The following is an 18624-nucleotide window of genomic DNA, read 5'->3' as shown; positions in this document are numbered from 1 at the left end:
CCATAACAACAGCAGACACATGCTAATCCATGTATATTTCATCCTCAAAAATTGATGTGTGAAAAATGGATTAGTTGCTCACTTTGGCTTCTACCTGCACATTGAGTGTACCATTGGGTGCTACTGTAGGATTGAGAATATTCATTTTTGTAACCCTCGGTAATCGGCTGTTGCGGCTATTAGCCCAGTTGGCTGTACTTGTAGCATCAAACAACAGGCCCATGTCTTTGCCATCGCTACCGCTGGCATTGGCAGGACCCGCAGCTATGGTAAAATCTAACAACGGATTATCGACCCCGTTATTAATGTTGGTTTGATCGGCCATTTGCGGGTCGAGGTTGCTGACATTGCCGCCACCATCAACGTTGTTGTTTACCGCCCAGGGGGTATTGTTGGGGGTATTAAAAGTGAGGTTGTTGTTGAATACACTGTTGCTGGCTCCTGCTGCGTTTGATTTCAGAAATACATTATTCGTTACAAGAAAACTAGAACAGGTTACAAAAACAGTCAATGATGAATTGGATGTGTAAAATAGATTGTGATCAACCAACATGTTGGCTGTATTTTCAAAAAATCCGAAACAGCGACCATTGAGAGCATTGCGGAAAACATTGTTGCGCCAGATAAAATTGCTGAAGGTGCTACCCGACTGATTACCGTTGTCGACACCAGAACCATTGAAGTAGTTGCCTTCGAATAAGTAGTTGCCATAGCCACCGCCAGCAGTCCCAATTCGTAAAGTGCTTTTAAATTCACAGCGTTGAATCAGCAGGTTATTAACGGGCTGCGAACCTGAAAATCCATCGGACACATTAAGTTGTCCTGTCAGCACCAATCCATTTAGTTCTGTGCCACTGGAAGAGCCATCGGCGGCTGTATTGCGGATGGTAATGCCGGCAATTTTTGCGGTTGCTGTCAACTCTTTATCGGGGGCAAAACCCGGCCCTATAATTACCAGCTTTTTATCGGCCCAGGTAACACCTGTGTAAATAGTAGGCGAACCATGTACAAAAAGCGTATCGCCGGAAGCTGCTGCATCTATTGCCGTTTGCAGATTACTGAATTGGGCTACTGTGGCAGGATCGTTGCTTACTGTATGCACCGTGGCCAGCGCAGTGGCGGCCATGCCAAAAAAAGTAAGTGAGAGTAAGATTGCTTTCATGGGGGAAGGAATATTTAGATGGCTAAAGTACCCTTACCCCTACTCCCCAACAATACGCCATTGGGCGTATTCAAGTGTTGCTCATTTCACTTCAATATACATCTGATGAGATGCTTCCTGCGTCAGCATGACTGCTCTCAAAAGCTACCAACTTGTGCACTTTGGAATCAGTAAACTTGTGAACTTTCCAACCTATTAACCTACCAACTCTCGCCTACACCAACCGGTGCGTTTGCTTAATAACCCCCATCACAAATACACTTTGGATATTGCCCATGTTGTCTACTTCGCCCAGCTTGTTGACATGGAAGTCGTAGTAGCTGTTCATGTTTTCAGCCACAATTTTGAGCATGAAGTCGAACTCGCCGCTAATGTTGTAGCACTCCACCACTTCGGGCATTTGTAAAATGGATTGGATGAATTTGCTGCCCGCTTCTTTGCTGTGTTGCTTCAGGCTTACATAGCAAATAACGGTCAGGCCTTTACGCACTTTTTCTGCATCCAGCAGGGTTACGTATTGGCGGATAACGCCGCTTTCTTCCATGCGTTTGATGCGTTCGTGCACAGGGGTAGTGCTCAGGTGTATTTTCTCCGAAATTTCCTTCACGGTAATGCGGGCATTGTCTTGCAGCAATTGCAAAATGGCCAGGTCTTTGGCATCGAGTACCACGCTGTTAGTGGAATTTTCTGTTTTGGGGCTGAATGGCATATAAAACAGGTCATTTGTCCTTCGAATATCCTCATTTCATGGCACATTGCCTTTATTATTCCACATCGTTGGAATATTATTCTACCAGTGTACTTTTGCAACACTAATTAAAAACCTATGTCAACATTAGCTTCTACTATTGACTTCAGCCTTCCTTACAAGGTGAAAGATATTAGCCTCGCCGAGTGGGGCCGCAAAGAAATCCGTTTGGCTGAGGCCGAAATGCCCGGTCTGATGGCCATCCGCGAAGAGTATGGCGCCAGCCAGCCGCTCAAAGGTGCCCGCATTGCCGGTTGCCTGCACATGACCATCCAAACTGCTGTACTCATCGAAACCCTGGTAGCCCTGGGTGCCGAAGTAAAGTGGAGCAGCTGTAACATCTTCTCTACACAAGATCAGGCTGCTGCGGCAATTGCTGCTGCCGGCGTGGGTGTATTTGCCTGGAAAGGTCAAACCATTGAAGAAGCCGATTGGTGTATTGAGCAGACCCTGTTTTTTGGTGGTGCCGATCGTCCGTTGAACATGATTCTGGATGATGGTGGCGACCTCACCAACATGGTGTTCGACAAATATCCTGAGCTCGTTGCCAACATCAAAGGCCTGAGCGAAGAAACCACAACAGGTGTACACCGCTTGTACGAACGTATGGCCAAAGGCACATTGCCCATTCCTGCAATCAACGTAAACGACAGCGTAACCAAGAGCAAGTTCGACAACAAATACGGTTGCCAGGAAAGTCTGGTGGATGCGATCCGTCGTGCAACCGACGTAATGATGGCGGGTAAAGTAGCCGTTGTAGGTGGTTATGGCGACGTAGGTAAAGGTTCTGCCCTTTCATTGCGTGGTGCCGGTGCCCGTGTTATCGTTACCGAAATCGACCCCATTTGCGCCCTGCAGGCTGCCATGGATGGTTTTGAAGTGAAGAAAATGAAGGACGCTGTAAAAGAAGCCGACATTGTGGTAACTGCTTCTGGCTGCCGCGACCTCATTACCGGTGATCATTTCAAGGCCATGAAGGACAAGACCATTGTGTGCAACATTGGCCACTTCGATATTGAAATTGATGTAGCCTGGTTGAATACCAACTACGGTCATACCAAAGACACCATCAAGCCACAGGTAGACCTGTACAATGTGGATGGTAAAGACATCATTTTGCTGGCAGAAGGCCGCCTGGTAAACCTGGGTTGCGCTACTGGTCACCCATCGTTTGTAATGAGCAACAGCTTTAGCAACCAAACACTGGCGCAAATTGAACTGTGGACCAACCACGCCAATTACGAAAACAAAGTATATGTGCTGCCTAAGCACCTCGATGAGAAAGTAGCCCGTCTGCACCTGGCCAAAGTGGGTGCTGAGCTGGACGAACTGACCGACGCTCAAGCCGAATACCTCGGCATCAGCAAGGTTGGTCCTTTCAAGTCGGACATGTACCGTTACTAATCTAATTATTAGCTACAATCAAAGCCCGTTACTTTTTTTGGTAACGGGCTTTTTGCTTTCAGACAAGTGCAACAAGTGGTTAAGACAACGCATTACTTCGGTAGGCTATTTGAAGTAGAAATGCATACTTTTAAGTGGTCATCACTACCGTTCCTTATGAAAAAGTCTTTCATTATCGTTTTGGTAAATCTGCTGCTTGGCTTAATTGCCCAAGGTCAAATTAAGTATGGTTTAAAAGCAGGCCTGAATGTGGCGAATCAAACGAAGAACATGTCCATTCCTCAAGTGCCGAACACCATTCAAAATACCAAACCAATGCCGGGTTATCAATTGGGCGGTTTCGTAAAAGCAACGCTTTCAAAACACTTATCACTTTCTGCCGAACCTGCATTTTCTGTTGTTGGCGCAGGTATGACTTTGCTAGACGACAATTTGAAAAGCTATAATGTTCGTGAAAAAATCGGGTATATAGAATTGCCTTTAATTCTTCAATACAAATTGCAGCAACTCTATTTCGGAGCAGGTCCGAGTGTTGGTGTCAAAGTCTTTTCCAAACTGTCGGGTTTTGAAAACAGGAGTTTTGATATTACCCATTACAAGCCTTTCGATGCAGCGGGTAATGTGGTGGTTGGTTATGCCTTATCAAAAAAAGTTGACCTGAATGCCCGGTACAGCCATGGTTTTACAAACTTGATCAAAGACCCGGGTAATGCAACCACCAAAAACAGGTTTTTCAATCTTTCGGTTTTCTTTTATCTGCAATAACCATTTCTATTTTCTTGATGCCGTTGCACCTATTTCACTGGCAACTCCTAAAGAATTTTGAAGTAAGTTCATAGTCCTCCAAACTACCCATAATCATTCGGCAGCTACTCACTTACCTTTAGGCAATAAAGCAATTGTATGCACATTCGCCCCGGTCAGTTTTTGTTGAGTACGCCCTTGCTCGATGATACTTTTTTTGAGCAAACCATATTGGTGATTACAGAAGTAAATGGCGATGGCTGCATTGGGTTTATCATCAACCAACTGCATGGACGAAACCTGAATGAGCTACAGGAATTTCGCTATGGTCCGGCGCAGCCTTTGTACAATGGTGGCCCCGTACAAAGCGACATGATGTACTGCCTCCACTCCCGCCCTGATGTGGTGGCCAATAGTTTTACCATTTGTGAAGGTTTGGCTACGGGTGGCGATTTTGCAACCATTGTTTCTTTACTAAAGGCAGGCAAACTCAGTAGCCAGGAAGTAAAATGTTTGATTGGCTATTGTGGTTGGGATGCCGGCGAACTGGAAGCAGAAATTGCCGAAGGCAGTTGGCAATTAATTGAGGCACCTGTTGCTGAAGTATTTGCCAACGACGTACAAAATATGTGGCAGCTATGGCAGTCCAAATATCGCTGAAACCCTTGTGTGCATTAAGTTTCCATTAATTACCCACGGAGAGTTGTGGATTGGTATTTTGAGTATAACGGATTATTATATTCGCCTACCTATTTAATCAAACACCCCCTCCTATGAGAAAACCTTTACTTTTTTTGGCAGCAGGTTGCCTGCTGTCGGCCCTGAGTTTTGCCCAATCTATTTCCTTGCTGGCTGGTAGTACTTACTCTCAAAATTTTGATGCGTTGTCTAACACTGCCGGTACCACTACCAACGTTCTTAGCATCTCTGGATGGTATTTGAACGAAACTGGTGGCGGAGCCCGGGATAATGAACAATATGCAGTAGATGCAGGCGCATCAAACACTGGTGACACCTACAGTTATGGTGCTGCCGGCGCTACAGAAAGAGCACTGGGCAGCTTGAGAAGTGGAACGCTTGTTTCTGTTTTCGGGGCCTCTTTTACAAACAATACAGGAATAACGCTTACCTCAATTACCATTACCTACACAGGTGAACAATGGCGTTTGGGAACTGCTTCCCGCACCGACCAACTGGACTTTAGTTATAGTTCAGATGCAACGAGCCTGACTACGGGTATATGGACTGATGCCAATGGCCTAGATTTTGTATCTCCTGTTACTACAACAGTTGGCGCAAAAGATGGCAATGCCACAGGTAATCGTACAGCTATTACAAGCACAATTAACGGATTGAGCATTCCCAATGGTGCAACTGTATGGATTCGCTGGTCAGATGCAGATGCTTCTTCGGCCGACGATGGCCTCGCCATTGATGACTTTACAATTTCTACCAATGCGTCGATACTGCCCGTGAAGCTCACCGATTTTGCAGTAGCCAAACAGCAGCAGACAGTAGTAGCCAGCTGGGCCACGCTTACAGAAACCAACAGCAAACAATTTGAACTGCAGCGGAGCACCGCCGGCAGCAGCAGCTGGACAACTGTAGCATCTGTAACCGCTCAAGGCAATAGCAACAGCCGTCGACAATACAAAGCCGTAGATGCCCAACCCCTTGCCGGCACTGCATTGTATCGAATTAAGAGCATTGATCTCGATGGAAGCTTCACCTATTCTGCAGTACAGCAACTCACTGCACAAGCAACTGCATTGCAAGCAAAATTGTATCCCAATCCTGCCAGCCAGCAAGTGTTTGTACAACTGGCAGAGGCTACTTCTTTCAAAGGTTGGCTGCAAATCAGCAACAATAACGGACAGGTATTGCTGCGCCGTCAGGTAACCAGCAGCAATGGCCAATTACAAGTACCCATTCAGCAGCTTTCTGCTGGTATGTACAGTGTGCAATTGGTAGAAGAAGCCAGCGGCAAAAACAAACGCTGTCGTTGATAGTGAAATAATCTTCTCTCCTTTTTCATAGCAACGGTTTGGATACAAGCATGTATCCAAACCGTTTTGTTTTGCGACAGTCTTTCGTTATTGGCACATAAAAAAGGTGGGCTGTTGCCAGCGCCACCTTATTCTTCACACCACACAAATGTATTTATGCCATATCGAAACGATCGAGGTTCATTACCTTATTCCAGGCTGCTACAAAGTCGTGTACAAACTTCTCAGCACCATCGGCGCAGGCATACACTTCGGCTACGGCACGCAGCTCTGAGTTAGAACCAAACACCAGATCGGCACGGGTACCGGTCCATTTTACAGCACCGGTCTTGCGGTCACGACCTTCAAACAGTTCCTGCTTTTCTGAAGTACCAGACCAGGCGGTGTTCAGGTCGAGCAGGTTTACAAAGAAGTCGTTGCTCAATACACCGGGGCGGCTGGTGAGTACACCATGCTTACCGCCATCAAAGTTGGTATCCAATACACGCAGTCCACCTACCAACGCTGTCATTTCAGGAGCAGTCAGGGTGAGCAGTTGTGCCTTATCTACCAAAATGTGTTCGGCATAAGAAGCAGTATGACCTTTGGCGTAGTTACGGAAACCATCAGCGATGGGTTCGAGCACGGCGAATGAGGCTACGTCCGTTTGCTCCTGAGAGGCATCATTACGGCCAGCTGTAAAAGGCACGGTTACATGGTAGCCGGCATCATTTGCAGCCTTTTCAATAGCAGCACAACCACCGAGTACAATCACATCAGCGAGTGCTACTTTCTTGTTGCCTGTTTGTGCAGCATTAAAGCTCTGCTGTATGCCTTCCAGCACTTCCAACACCTTGCTCAGTTCGGCAGGATTGTTGGCAGCCCAGTATTTCTGCGGCGCCAGGCGAATGCGGGCACCGTTGGCACCACCACGCTTATCGCTACCACGGAAGGTTGAAGCAGAAGCCCAGGCGGTACGCACCAGCTGACCTACACTCAAACCGCTGGCCAAAATCTGACCTTTCAGTGCAGCAATATCCTGCTCGTTAATCACTTCGAAATCAACAGCAGGAATAGGATCTTGCCAAATCAATTCTTCAGCGGGCACTTCGGTACCGAGGTAGCGGGCACGTGGTCCCATATCGCGGTGTGTCAACTTAAACCATGCACGGGCAAATGCATCAGCAAAAGCATCGGGGTTTTCATAGAACCGACGAGATACTTTTTCGTAGGCAGGATCAAAACGCAAAGACAAGTCGGTAGTCAGCATGAAAGGCTTATGGAACTTGCCAGCCACGTGTGCATCTGGAACAGTTTCACCAGCATTTTTTGCTACCCACTGATGAGCACCTGCAGGGCTCTTGGTGAGTTCCCACTCGTATTCAAACAAATGCTTGAAATAGTCGTGGCTCCATTTTGCAGGAGTTGTTGTCCAGGCACCTTCCAAACCACTGGTAATGGTGTATTCGGCATTACCTGTTCCGAAAGTATTTTTCCAGCCAAGGCCTTGCTCTTCCATGCTGGCACCAGCTGGTTCGCGGCCTACGTATTTGCCGGGGTCGGCAGCACCATGGGTTTTACCAAAAGTGTGGCCACCTGCAATGAGGGCAACGGTTTCTTCATCGTCCATGGCCATGCGGGCAAATGTTTCGCGGATGTCACGGGCTGCAGCAATGGGATCAGGATTGCCGTTGGGGCCTTCGGGGTTTACATAAATCAAACCCATTTGCACAGCACCCAATGGGTTTTCGAGGTCACGGTCGCCGGTATAGCGTTTGTCGCCCAGCCACTCGGTTTCGCTACCCCAGTAAATGTCTTCCTCAGGTTCCCACACATCTTCTCGACCTCCGGCAAAGCCAAAGGTTTTGAAGCCCATAGTTTCCAGTGCCACGTTGCCGGCCAAAATCATCAAGTCGGCCCAGCTCAGTTTGTTGCCATATTTCTGCTTGATGGGCCACAGCAGCAAGCGGGCCTTATCGAGGTTGCCGTTGTCGGGCCAGCTGTTGAGGGGTGCAAAACGCTGCGTGCCCGTACCGGCACCACCACGGCCATCCTGAATGCGGTAAGTACCGGCGCTGTGCCAGGCCATCCGAATCATGAACGGACCATAATGACCATAGTCTGCAGGCCACCAATCTTGTGAGTTGGTCATCAACTCGGCCAGGTCTTTTTTCACTGCGGCCAGGTCGAGGCTCTTAAAAGCTTCAGCATAATTGAAGTTGCTGTCCAGCGGATTAGACAAAGCAGAATGCTGGCGCAGAATATTCAGCTTCAATTGGTTGGGCCACCAGTCGCGGTTGGTGGGTGCCGAACCGGCAGTACCCAAACTCATGCTGCCGTTGTGAAACGGACATTTACTGATGTCACCCGCAGGTGCATTGGCGGTAGGATTACTCATACTGTATAATTTAAAAATGTAGAATGAAACAATCGGTTCAACAGAAAAACAGGTCAAGATTACAGCCGCCTACATGATAAATCAAATCAATTATCAGTATATCATTATAGCAAATGCCTATAATCTTTCATCTAGCATTCCTTAACCTCTAAAGGTCGGTAATTGTTGGGGCGGAATAGACATAAGTGATAATTAAATAATTACTTCAATGAACTAATTCGCCGACCTCCTTCGCTTTTCAGGGTAGCATTTACGCAGACGTTTGCGCAAATTCTGTTCGCTATACACAGTTACTCAAAACCAAGGTGAATAACTCTACAGAAGCCTTCAAACACAGTGGTTTAGCGCATTGGCGACCTTTTGGCATTAGTATATTTTCTTAATAACTACCGTACGGTACAGGACAGTACCCCTTTGGCAGCCTGCTACTTTAACCTTCGATTTTAACCAACTCAACTGCCGTATGAAAAAAAATCCGTCTGCACGATGGGGTATCCTCGTCTGCATGCTGGTAGGAAATGCAACACCCCTGCTTTTTGCTCCCTCACCAGCCATGGCTCAAGAAGTCAATCAACAAAGCATTTCAGGAAAAGTAACCGATGACACTGGCAAACCGCTGCAAGGTGTAACCATTAGTGTAAAAGGGGCCAGCAAGGGTACGCAAACCGATGCCCAGGGTTCATTTACACTGAGTGGCCTTACAGGTAAGGAAACGCTGGTGTTTAGCTTTATTGGCTACACTGCACAAGAAATTGCAATTGCCGGCAAAACCACATTGGCCATCAATATGGCGCCGGATGCATCAGCATTGAATGATGTGGTGGTGGTAGGCTACGGTAGCCGCAAGCGTACAGAAGTAACCGGTGCCACGTCTTCTATTACAGGTGAAAAATTGCGTTCTGTTCCTTCAACCAATATTACCCAAGCCCTGCAGGGTCAAATACCGGGTGTACTGGCCACGGCAAATACATTTCGGCCCGGTGCAGGTAGCACTATTCGTATTCGGGGCAACCGTTCGCTGAGTGCTTCCAACGAGCCACTGTATGTGGTAGATGGTTTTCCGGTGAGCTACACCATCGACGATATGAACCCCGCCGATATTGAAACCATTGACGTATTGAAAGACGCTTCTGCTACAGCTATTTATGGTGTACGTGGTGCCAACGGTGTTATACAAATAACGACACGTAAAGGCAAAGCCGGAAAAACTTCTGTGAATTATCAGGGTAGCCGCTCCGTAGAAAGCATCATTCGTCCGCTACCTATTTTTAACGGTGCAGAGATTGCTGACTCTTGGCGGCAGGCTTTTTTTGCTGACAGAAGCTATACCCGCACCCGTGGTGTCGCAACCGCCAGCAACCCGCTGTTTTACTACCCCACTGCGCTGAATGATATTGCGCTGTTCAGAGACCGCTTTGGTAGTGTGGAGCAATGGAACTCGATAAAAGATGCCTACACATGGCGGGTGTACGACCCAACAAACGGTGTGTACATAGCCCAGCGTCGGGCTACTACTGCCGACGAACGTGCTTTGATGACCAACCTGGGCATTACTTCACAAATCGACAGCATCGACATGTACGACCCTTCGAAAGTGAAGAGCTATGATTGGCAGAACAATGTTGGTCTTCGTCATGGTACTACCGACAACCATAGTGTAAGTGTAACCGGCGGAACAGAAAAATTCAAGTCGTCGCTGAACCTTGGTTACTTCAAACAAAAAGGCATTGAATATGCCCAGGATTTTACCCGCTATACCGCAGGTACAAGTGTAGATTTTAAGCCTACCAAGTTTTTAAACTTTGGTACCAGCATGAGTTATATCTACTCTATCACCAACAACAGCACCAGCTCTTATGGCAATGCATCGGGCATGATTCCATTGGTAGAACCTTATGACAGTAACGGCAACTGGATTATGTTTCCGAACCGCGACCAGCAAATCATCAATGCTATCAACGACCGCAATACAGTGTTTGATCAAACCACGGCCAACCGGGTGTTTGGCAACATCTATGCAGAACTTACCCTGCTGAAAGGTTTGAAGTTTAAAACCATGTTTGGTTTGGATAAACGCAACTCTATCCGTGGCCAGTTCAATGGTGCTCAATCTTCGGTACGCTTGGGTAGTGCGGCCAATGCCACACAAACCACCAACGAAGCCAGCTCTTGGGTGTACGATAATATCCTGACATACAACACCCGCATAAAAGATGACCACAGCATCAATGTAACCTTGTTGCAAGAGCTGCAAAGCCTCAACAGAAGCAGCTCATTATCGATGTCGGCCAACAACCTCATTTTTGAAGAACAAAAATGGTACTCACTGCAGCGCAACACTGATGCCACAGTAACCGGTAGCGGCACTTACTCTGCTTCGCAATATTTATCGTACATGGGTCGTGTTGAATACGGTTACAAAGGCAAGTACCTTGTTACCCTCAGCAACCGTTACGACAATTCATCGGTACTGGCAGAAGGCAACAAAGGGGCCTGGTTTCCATCTGCATCATTTGCATGGCAACTGAATCGTGAAAACTTTTTCCTGAATCAAGACATCTTCAGCAGCGGTCGTTTTCGCATTGGTTATGGCCGTGTGGGCAACGCTTCTATTGATCCATATCAAACAGCCGGCCCGCTGGGCTTTACCAATTACAACTGGGGCAATGGTACTGCTGCCATTGGTTCTGCACCTACCACTTTTGCTACACCCAACCTTACCTGGGAAAAAACAGCCACCACCAATATTGGTTTGGAATTTGGCTTGCTGAAAGGCCGTATCACTGGCGTTATTGATTTGTACAAATCAACTACTACCGACCAGCTGCAAAACCGCACCATACCTGCAGCCAACGGCGTATCGAATGTATATTTCAATCTTGGAGAAGTAAGCAACAAGGGTATTGAAATTGCCATTACAACACAGAATATTGCCAAGCGAAATTTCCGCTGGAGTACAGACTGGATGTTTACTGCCAACAAAGAAAAAATTGAAGACATTGATGGTAGTGGCAACAGCAACTTTGCAAACCTCTGGCTGCTTGGCCAGCCTTTGCAGGTGTACTGGGGTTTTCAGGCTGATGGCATTTTCCAATACACAGATACGGCCGCAAAAGGTTCTTTGCCATCTATTTACTGGGCCAAAAATGGTCGCAACAATACGAACTACCAACCAGGCAGAATTAAAATTATTGATGCCAACGGTGATAGTTCTTTCAGCCCCGCCGACCGTGTAATACTTGGTTCGCACAACCCTAAGTTTATCGGTAGTATCGGAAATACATTTACGTACAAAAACTGGGAACTGAATTTCATGGTGTACTTCCGCATTGGTGGTTTGTACCGTGTACCACGCCCGGGTTTGGTAGGTCGTTATCAGTCGAACAAGGTGAACTACTGGACACCAACTAACCCCAGCAATGAATACCAGCAACCAACGCAAACAAGTGATATTCCGCTCAACTGGGAAGCACTCACTTACCGCGATGCTACACATGCACGTGTAAAAAACATTACACTTACTTATCGCATTCCTAAGCATGTGGCCAGCAAAATGTTTATGAGCAATGCTGCGGTATACTTCAGTGCAGTCAACCCCATTCTTATTCATAGTGCCAGCAAATACGATCCGGAAACTGTACCGTATCGTGAATTTCCAGGCACCACCACCAACCAGGTTGGACCAACATCGCACAGCTACAAGAGTTTTCTGGTGGGTGTAAAAGTGGATTTGTAAGTAAACCAGTAAAAATCATTCGCAATGAAAAAGCATATAAAATATACCGCCTGTATAATGATGGGAGCAGCTATGCTGGCACTCTCAGCTTGCAAAAAGTTTATTGAAGAAGAACTCGTAACAACGCTTACGGAAGACTATTACAAAACAGACAATGGTCTTGAAGATTTAGTAAAATCTGCATACCAGCCATTACAATGGAAATTTACCGGTGAGCAGAGTTATTGCATGTACAATTTTGGTACTGATGAATTTCGGGAAGGTGACCAATTCAACAACGTTCGTTACAACGATTATGATGCTAACCTCAACGCAAACGATGCCTTTGTAAATGGTTTGTGGATCAATAATTATTCCGGTATTCGCCGTTGTAATCAGGGCATAGAATTGATTGGCAAGTACGATAATCCTGCTTCGAAAGTATTGGGTACGGCTGCACAAAAAAATCTGCGTATTGCAGAACTCAAAGCACTCCGGGCCTTTTACTATTTCCAATTGGTGCAGCAACTGGGCGGTGTTCCGCTTGTAACATCAGTGCCAGTAGAACCGCAATATGAATTTCCACGTGCCAGTGTAGAGCAAGTGTACAATCAGGTGATGACTGACTTTAAAGATGCAGCGAATGCATTGCCTTGGCGCTATACCGGCACGGACCGTGGTCGTGCTACAAAAGCAATGGCATTTCACTTTATGGCCAAAGCATACCTTACCCGTGGAAGTGCCGTTACAGATAAGCGTGGCCAAAAAGCCACCGATATGGATAGTGCAATTTATTATGCCAATGAAGTGATTGTAAATAGCGGACATGCATTGGAAGCTGATTATGGTAACTTGTTTAATGCGGCCTATCCCGATGGCGTAATTCCGCAGTTGGGCGAAAATGGTTCTGCACCATTGAGTAGCAAAGCAAAAATTGACGCGAACAATGCCAGCAACGAAATCATATTTGCTGCACAGTTTAGCTCCAACCTCAACCTTGCAGGCACCAACAATCAAACACATCTTTTCTACCCAGGACAGTATGATGCGGGCATGCCGGGCATGACCCGTGATTTCTTCAACGGCCGTCCTTTTCGCCGGTTGCGCCCTACAGATTACGCTATTGATGTGTTTGATAAAATCAACGACTCCCGTTTCTTTAAAACCTTTCAAACAGTGTATTACAGAAACGTAGCATCCAATACTGGCCTGCCCGTTTGGACGGCAGCCAATGCACCGTCTCCTTCACTGGTAGGAAAACCACGTGTAGGTATTGGTGATACAGCAGCATTGTTTATTGTTAATCCTGTTGACCGCCCTTTACTGACGTCTCAACTGTCTGCCATGCGGTACAATGTGGTATATGCACGTAACAAACAAGCTGCCGTTGGTGGCCCCATCACAACAGATTTTTCCAATAATAAGTACCTCGCCATGTGGAAGTTTTCGGACCCTGTTCGTTTGACTAACACGAACAACGAAGCACGTGGTATTCGCAACGGTACTTTTGCCCGCTTGGGAGAAACCTATTTAATTATTGCAGAAGCCTATGGTAGAAAAGGTGATTATGCATCAGCATTGACGTATGTAAATGCACTGCGCAATCGTGCTGCTTACAAAGCAAACGAAGCCCGTAGCCCTCAGATTTGGTTGTACCTCGGTGGTCCTAATGGATTGGCTGCAACAGCTGCAACCAACCTGGCTACTACTTCCTTGTTTACCACCAACGCTGCCAGCGAATTGTATCCCACCACCGTTACATCAACACCCGATCGGTTCATTCATTTTATGCTTAACGAAAGAACCCGTGAGCTTTGTGGTGAGTTTTATCGTTGGGAAGATTTGGTACGTACCGAAACATTGTATGATCGTACGAAGTTGTACAATGCCGATATCAGCCCATCGTTTGCACCATTCCACAAATTGCGTCCCATTCCGTATTTGCAAATGATTGCACAAACAGTAAATGGCAATCCAATGAGTGCAGCAGATATGGCAGCATATCAAAACCCAGGTTATTGATTGTTAGTTTTTCTCATACTACAAAAGGTTGTCTCTTCTGAGGCAGCCTTTTTTTCTTTGAAAGGCCGGCTACAAAAACTCATATGTATCTCTGGTTTGCAAACTGATAATTACCAGCTTTAGTAATAGGGATTCGATGCAACTTTGTATCTGTTGCAATCATGCATCCTGTAAATATTTTTTATGAAACACGCACACCTGATCTATTTGGCAATCTTTTGTAGTTTTTGTTGGGCAGCATCTTGTAAAAAGAATACATCACCTGCTAATCCTACTGACAGCAAAAAAACATATACCTGGCAAACCTTCTGCATGGGTGCCGATTTATCATACGTTAACGCTATAGAAAATGCTGGTGGTCAATACAAACTAAATGGACAGGTTGCTGATGTATTTACGCTGTTAGAACAACATGGCACCAATACGATAAGAGTTAGACTTTGGCATAATCCAACTTGGCAAAACGGCTTGAATGGCGGTTTCGTCTTTAATAATCTGGCAGACGTTACAAAAACAATTCAAAGAGCTAAGGCTGCCGGAATGGCTGTCAATCTCGATTTGCATTATAGCGACACATGGGCCGATCCTGCCCATCAAAATGTACCAACAGCCTGGCGTAATCTGAATGTATCTACATTAAAAGATTCTATTTATAACTATACCCTATTTGTGCTGCAAACTTTATCAGCTAAAAATCTGACACCTGAAATGATTCAGATAGGCAATGAAACCAATGGGGGCATGTGCTGGCCAGTTGGCGAAGTACAAACAAACGGGTGGAATAATTTTGCCGTTTTATTGAATGCCGGCATAAAAGCTGTTCGAGACTTTAGTGTCAACAGTACCATAAAGCCGAAAATTATTTTACATCAGGCGCAGATACAAACAGCGAGTGCCTGGGTTACTAAAATAGTACAGGCAGGTGTTACTGATTTTGACATTTTGGGTTTGTCGCATTATTACAAATGGAGTACTACCAATAGTATGCAGGCAATTACAGATAGTGTAGCGAAGTTGAAATTACAAACAGGAAAGCAAATAATGGTTGTAGAAACTGCATTTCCATTCACTAATGCCGGGGCAGACAACTATCAAAATATTTTCTATGAATCCAGTGGCATTATCAATGGTTATCCTGTAACTATGGATGGTCAATTCTCCTACTATAAAGACCTTACAAATGCCGTTTGGAAAGGAGGCGGAAGCGGCGTTATGATTTGGGAGCCCGCATGGATAACATCCTCATTAAAAGATAGCTGGGGAACAGGCAGTAGTTGGGAAAACAATACTTTTTTTGATTACTCCAATAACTTGCACAAAGGCATCAACTTCATGACAGCCACTTATCCCTATTAATCTTACAATACCATATCGATACCATCTTTAGCATCTGCCCAAAAATTGTCAAGTGCTACTATTCTCTGTTTTAAAAAACTTATTATTGAAGGCCAGTCTTCCTGTTTAAATACATTGACGTTCACTTGCTCTTGATAAATACGGGCATATGGAAAGCCAAATTCGTTGTATACTTCTTCCTGCCAAATCCATTGGTTTTGCGATGACATCTCCAGCATACTTTTCATTTTGGTAAACTGCTCAAATACAATTGCCCGAATTATCGCGTCATCAATGGTAATATCTATACTGATTACTGCTTTTTGGGCATCCACATTCATCCTGAAGTAAATGTCTTTGATACCTGTTTTGTAGTTCACCCAATTCACTTTTTCTTTCCACGAACTTGGAATGGGTTTCATGTACTGTCCAAACCTCGTCCAAAAAAGAGATTTGATGGCAGATGCTTCTTGTTTGGAGTACATACCAACAAAGAAACAAGAATGATAACAATTAACCGATATACTCAAATTAAAAAAGCAACCCGTTTGGATTGCTTTTTTAATTTATTGCTGCAATTTTTGAAGTGGTCTCTGTAAACTATCAGCTGGTATGGGTTTTGGTGCAAATACCGGATGCTCTTCTCCTCTGTGACAAGTATAACAAGTCACAGCAAGCTTTGGCTTTGCTTCAGCTAAATTGACACCAAAATATTGACTGTTGATATCATTCGTCATTTTCAACATATCTCTGGCTTCTTTCTTTTTGTGTTTAGTATCAGCAGCATAATCCCATTCTTTCGTTTCATTATTGCGTACATGACAATATCCGCATTTCACATTCAAAGCCGCATTGAAGCCGTCCATGATGTACTTCAGATCATCTTTAGAAATATCCTTCGGTAAAATTTGTAGATTCTTATGCTCAGGCGCTGTTTCTGCCTTTTTCCCAAGCAAATTCAAAGAAGCAATGAGAACAAGTAACATTAAAGTTACCATCGTTTTTTTTTGGTGCATGGTTGGATTGGTTTTAAGTGATTGACGCTTCAATATACAAACCTCCCCTGAAGTTGTGGAAGGTTTAATGGTTGTATGTTGCGTTGTTGATGAGTTGATGGGTTGTATGAGAGGGTTGTGGTATTGGATCAGGGGCAATAAAAAAGGTCCCACATTGCTGTGAGACCTTTCGTAATAAATATGGCGGCTACCTACTCTCCCGCATGGTTGTGCAGTACCATCGGCCATGAGGGGCTTAACTTCTCTGTTCGGAATGGGAAGAGGTGAACACCCTCGGCAAAACCACCATAAACTCTTGACCCTCCCGGCCTCCCTAAAGGGAGGTACCTAGGCTCCCCTTTAGGGGAGTCGGAGGGGTAAATAAGGTGACATATTGGAAAATAAGTAAATCACAGAAGTAGAATAAAATTAAAGCTTACGGGCAATTAGTACTGCTCGGCTTTGATGTTACCACCTTTACACCTGCAGCCTATCAACGTAGTAGTCTTCTACGACCCTTAAAAGTAAACTCATCTTGAGGAAGGTTTCACGCTTAGATGCTTTCAGCGTTTATCCTGGCTGTACATAGCTACTCTGCATTACACCTGGCGGCATAACAGATACACCAGCGGTACATGCGACCCGGTCCTCTCGTACTAAGGTCACGTCCTCTCAATTTACTAGCGCCCACCACAGATAGGGACCGAACTGTCTTGCGACGTTCTGAACCCAGTTCACGTGCCACTTTAATCGGCGAACAGCCGAACCCTTGGGACCTTCTCCAGCCCCAGGATGTGACGAACCGACATCGAGGTGCCAAACCTCCCCGTCGATATGAGCTCTTGGGGGAGATCAGCCTGTTATCCCCGGAGTACCTTTTATCCTTTGAGCGACGGCCCTTCCATTCAGAACCGCCGGATCACTTTAGCCGACTTTCGTCCCTGCTCGGCCTGTTTGCCTCACAGTCAAGCTCCCTTATACTAATGCGCTCTGCGTACGATTACCAACCGTACTGAGGGAACCTTTGCAAGCCTCCGTTACATTTTAGGAGGCGACCACCCCAGTCAAACTACCCACCATGCACTGTCTCCCGTTAGGGATTAGGTTCTAAGCAAACGAAGGTTGGTATTTCAACGTTGACTCCATGACTCCTGGCGAAGCCACTTCATAGTCTCCCAACTATCCTACACATCGGTTGCTCAAAATCAATGCAAAGTTGTAGTGAAGGTTCACGGGGTCTTTCCGTCCCGTGGCGGGTAACCGGCATCTTCACCGATACTACAATTTCACCGGGCTCGTGGAGGAGACAGTGTTCAACTCATTAGACCATTCGTGCAGGTCGGAACTTACCCGACAAGGAATTTCGCTACCTTAGGACCGTTATAGTTACGGCCGCCGTTTACTGGGGCTTCAGTCAGAAGCTTTGGATTACTCCGAACATCCTTCCTTAACCTTCCAGCACCGGGCAGGTATCAGGCTCTATACGTCATCTTGCGATTTTGCAGGGCCCTGTGTTTTTGTTAAACAGTTGGTTGAACCAATTTACTGAGACCCACCAAAGTGGGTACGCCTTATCCCGAAGTTACAGCGTCAATTTGCCTAGTTCCTTCTCCACGGCTCACCCGAGCGCCTTAGAATACTCATCTCGACTACCTGTGTCGGTTTACGGTACGGGCTGCTATACTCGCTTTTCTTGGCACCAATTTTATCCGTTCGCTTCCCCCGAAGGTTCCACTCAGCCGAACTATTCCGTCAGTTCGTACAGACCACGTCGATGCGTCACTTTCATTGCATAGCAGGTACTGGAATATTAACCAGCTTGCCATCAGCTACCCCTTTCGGGTTTGCCTAAGGACCCGACTAACCCCTGATCCGATTAGCGTCGATCAGGAACCCTTAGTCTTACGGCGAATAAGTTTTTCACTTATTTTATCGTTACTTATGCCTACATTTTCTTTTCTAAACGCTCCAGCACACGTCGCCGTGCACCTTCAGTGCTGTTTAGAATGCTCCCCTACCAATAGCATTACTGCTAGTTTAGAACTTCGGTTCGTAGTTTGATGCCCGATCATTTTCCGTGCAGAGTCTCTCGACCAGTGAGCTGTTACGCACTCTT

At 45.9% G+C, this 18624-nt stretch carries 12 protein-coding genes and 2 rRNA genes (1 of these 14 only partly in view); 7 read left to right on the top strand and 7 right to left on the bottom strand.

Going from position 1 to position 18624, the window contains the following annotated elements:
- Positions 1–70: 70 nt before the first annotated feature.
- Together GLV81_RS07585 and GLV81_RS07580 are read right to left on the bottom strand one after the other, a co-directional pair.
- Positions 71–1162: a right-handed parallel beta-helix repeat-containing protein gene (locus GLV81_RS07585; protein WP_157478249.1), complete on the bottom strand. Its 1092-nt coding sequence runs from the start codon at positions 1160–1162 to the stop codon at positions 71–73.
- Positions 1163–1376: 214 nt separating this feature from the next.
- Positions 1377–1871 carry an Lrp/AsnC family transcriptional regulator gene (locus GLV81_RS07580; RefSeq protein ID WP_157478247.1) on the bottom strand — a complete coding sequence of 165 codons (495 nt, stop codon included), beginning with the start codon at positions 1869–1871 and terminating at the stop codon, positions 1377–1379.
- A gap of 117 nt (positions 1872–1988) precedes the next feature.
- Here GLV81_RS07580 and ahcY point away from each other — a divergent pair, with 117 nt between their 5' ends.
- From ahcY to GLV81_RS07560, 4 genes are all read left to right on the top strand, one after another.
- Positions 1989–3314 carry an adenosylhomocysteinase gene (gene ahcY, locus GLV81_RS07575; protein WP_157478245.1) on the top strand — a complete coding sequence of 442 codons (1326 nt, stop codon included), beginning with the start codon at positions 1989–1991 and terminating at the stop codon, positions 3312–3314.
- 156 nt (positions 3315–3470) lie between these two features.
- Positions 3471–4079, top strand: a complete 609-nt coding sequence (locus GLV81_RS07570) for a porin family protein (protein ID WP_197429017.1) — start codon at positions 3471–3473, stop codon at positions 4077–4079.
- Positions 4080–4217: 138 nt separating this feature from the next.
- On the top strand, positions 4218–4718 hold the full coding sequence (locus GLV81_RS07565; protein ID WP_157478241.1) for a YqgE/AlgH family protein: 501 nt from the start codon (positions 4218–4220) through the stop codon (positions 4716–4718).
- A 113-nt stretch (positions 4719–4831) separates the two neighbouring features.
- Positions 4832–6064, top strand: coding sequence for a T9SS type A sorting domain-containing protein (locus tag GLV81_RS07560; RefSeq protein WP_157478239.1), 1233 nt, complete (start codon positions 4832–4834; stop codon positions 6062–6064).
- A 154-nt stretch (positions 6065–6218) separates the two neighbouring features.
- Here the strand turns inward: GLV81_RS07560 and katG are convergent, their stop codons facing one another.
- The gene (gene katG, locus GLV81_RS07555; RefSeq protein ID WP_157478237.1) at positions 6219–8441 is read right to left on the bottom strand and encodes a catalase/peroxidase HPI; all 2223 of its coding nucleotides are present in this window, start codon (positions 8439–8441) and stop codon (positions 6219–6221) included.
- A gap of 505 nt (positions 8442–8946) precedes the next feature.
- On the opposite strand from katG, the gene GLV81_RS07550 reads away from it, so the two are divergent.
- From GLV81_RS07550 to GLV81_RS07540, 3 genes are all read left to right on the top strand, one after another.
- Entirely contained in the window at positions 8947–12177 is a 3231-nt protein-coding gene (locus GLV81_RS07550; RefSeq protein WP_197429016.1) for a SusC/RagA family TonB-linked outer membrane protein, read from the top strand.
- Positions 12178–12201: 24 nt separating this feature from the next.
- Entirely contained in the window at positions 12202–14178 is a 1977-nt protein-coding gene (locus GLV81_RS07545) for a RagB/SusD family nutrient uptake outer membrane protein (RefSeq protein ID WP_157478233.1), read from the top strand.
- A gap of 183 nt (positions 14179–14361) precedes the next feature.
- Positions 14362–15534 (top strand): glycoside hydrolase family 53 protein, encoded by a 1173-nt coding sequence (locus tag GLV81_RS07540; protein WP_157478231.1) that lies wholly within the window; start codon positions 14362–14364, stop codon positions 15532–15534.
- 2 nt (positions 15535–15536) lie between these two features.
- On the opposite strand, the gene GLV81_RS07535 is transcribed toward GLV81_RS07540, so the two are convergent.
- The 4 genes from GLV81_RS07535 to GLV81_RS07520 all read right to left on the bottom strand — a co-directional run.
- Positions 15537–15998 (bottom strand): DUF4268 domain-containing protein, encoded by a 462-nt coding sequence (locus tag GLV81_RS07535; protein ID WP_281350824.1) that lies wholly within the window; start codon positions 15996–15998, stop codon positions 15537–15539.
- An 81-nt stretch (positions 15999–16079) separates the two neighbouring features.
- Positions 16080–16529, bottom strand: a complete 450-nt coding sequence (locus GLV81_RS07530) for a c-type cytochrome (protein WP_157478227.1) — start codon at positions 16527–16529, stop codon at positions 16080–16082.
- A 178-nt stretch (positions 16530–16707) separates the two neighbouring features.
- Positions 16708–16819, bottom strand: a 5S ribosomal RNA gene (gene rrf / locus GLV81_RS07525).
- A 115-nt stretch (positions 16820–16934) separates the two neighbouring features.
- Positions 16935–18624, bottom strand: a 23S ribosomal RNA gene (locus tag GLV81_RS07520); it runs 1108 nt beyond the window's last position.

This window comes from Phnomibacter ginsenosidimutans (assembly GCF_009740285.1).
Lineage (GTDB): Bacteria > Bacteroidota > Bacteroidia > Chitinophagales > Chitinophagaceae > Phnomibacter > Phnomibacter ginsenosidimutans.
This window is presented reverse-complemented; position numbering and strand designations above follow the sequence as displayed.

Excerpts from the sequence above, each read along its gene's own strand:
- GLV81_RS07585 (WP_157478249.1), bottom strand. The coding sequence starts at position 1,162 with ATGAAAGCAATCTTACTCTCACTTACTTTTTTTGGCATGGCCGCCACT.
- GLV81_RS07580 (WP_157478247.1), bottom strand. The coding sequence starts at position 1,871 with ATGCCATTCAGCCCCAAAACAGAAAATTCCACTAACAGCGTGGTACTC.
- ahcY (WP_157478245.1), top strand. The coding sequence starts at position 1,989 with ATGTCAACATTAGCTTCTACTATTGACTTCAGCCTTCCTTACAAGGTG.
- GLV81_RS07570 (WP_197429017.1), top strand. The coding sequence starts at position 3,471 with ATGAAAAAGTCTTTCATTATCGTTTTGGTAAATCTGCTGCTTGGCTTA.
- GLV81_RS07565 (WP_157478241.1), top strand. The coding sequence starts at position 4,218 with ATGCACATTCGCCCCGGTCAGTTTTTGTTGAGTACGCCCTTGCTCGAT.
- GLV81_RS07560 (WP_157478239.1), top strand. The coding sequence starts at position 4,832 with ATGAGAAAACCTTTACTTTTTTTGGCAGCAGGTTGCCTGCTGTCGGCC.
- katG (WP_157478237.1), bottom strand. The coding sequence starts at position 8,441 with ATGAGTAATCCTACCGCCAATGCACCTGCGGGTGACATCAGTAAATGT.
- GLV81_RS07550 (WP_197429016.1), top strand. The coding sequence starts at position 8,947 with ATGCTGGTAGGAAATGCAACACCCCTGCTTTTTGCTCCCTCACCAGCC.
- GLV81_RS07545 (WP_157478233.1), top strand. The coding sequence starts at position 12,202 with ATGAAAAAGCATATAAAATATACCGCCTGTATAATGATGGGAGCAGCT.
- GLV81_RS07540 (WP_157478231.1), top strand. The coding sequence starts at position 14,362 with ATGAAACACGCACACCTGATCTATTTGGCAATCTTTTGTAGTTTTTGT.
- GLV81_RS07535 (WP_281350824.1), bottom strand. The coding sequence starts at position 15,998 with ATGTACTCCAAACAAGAAGCATCTGCCATCAAATCTCTTTTTTGGACG.
- GLV81_RS07530 (WP_157478227.1), bottom strand. The coding sequence starts at position 16,529 with ATGCACCAAAAAAAAACGATGGTAACTTTAATGTTACTTGTTCTCATT.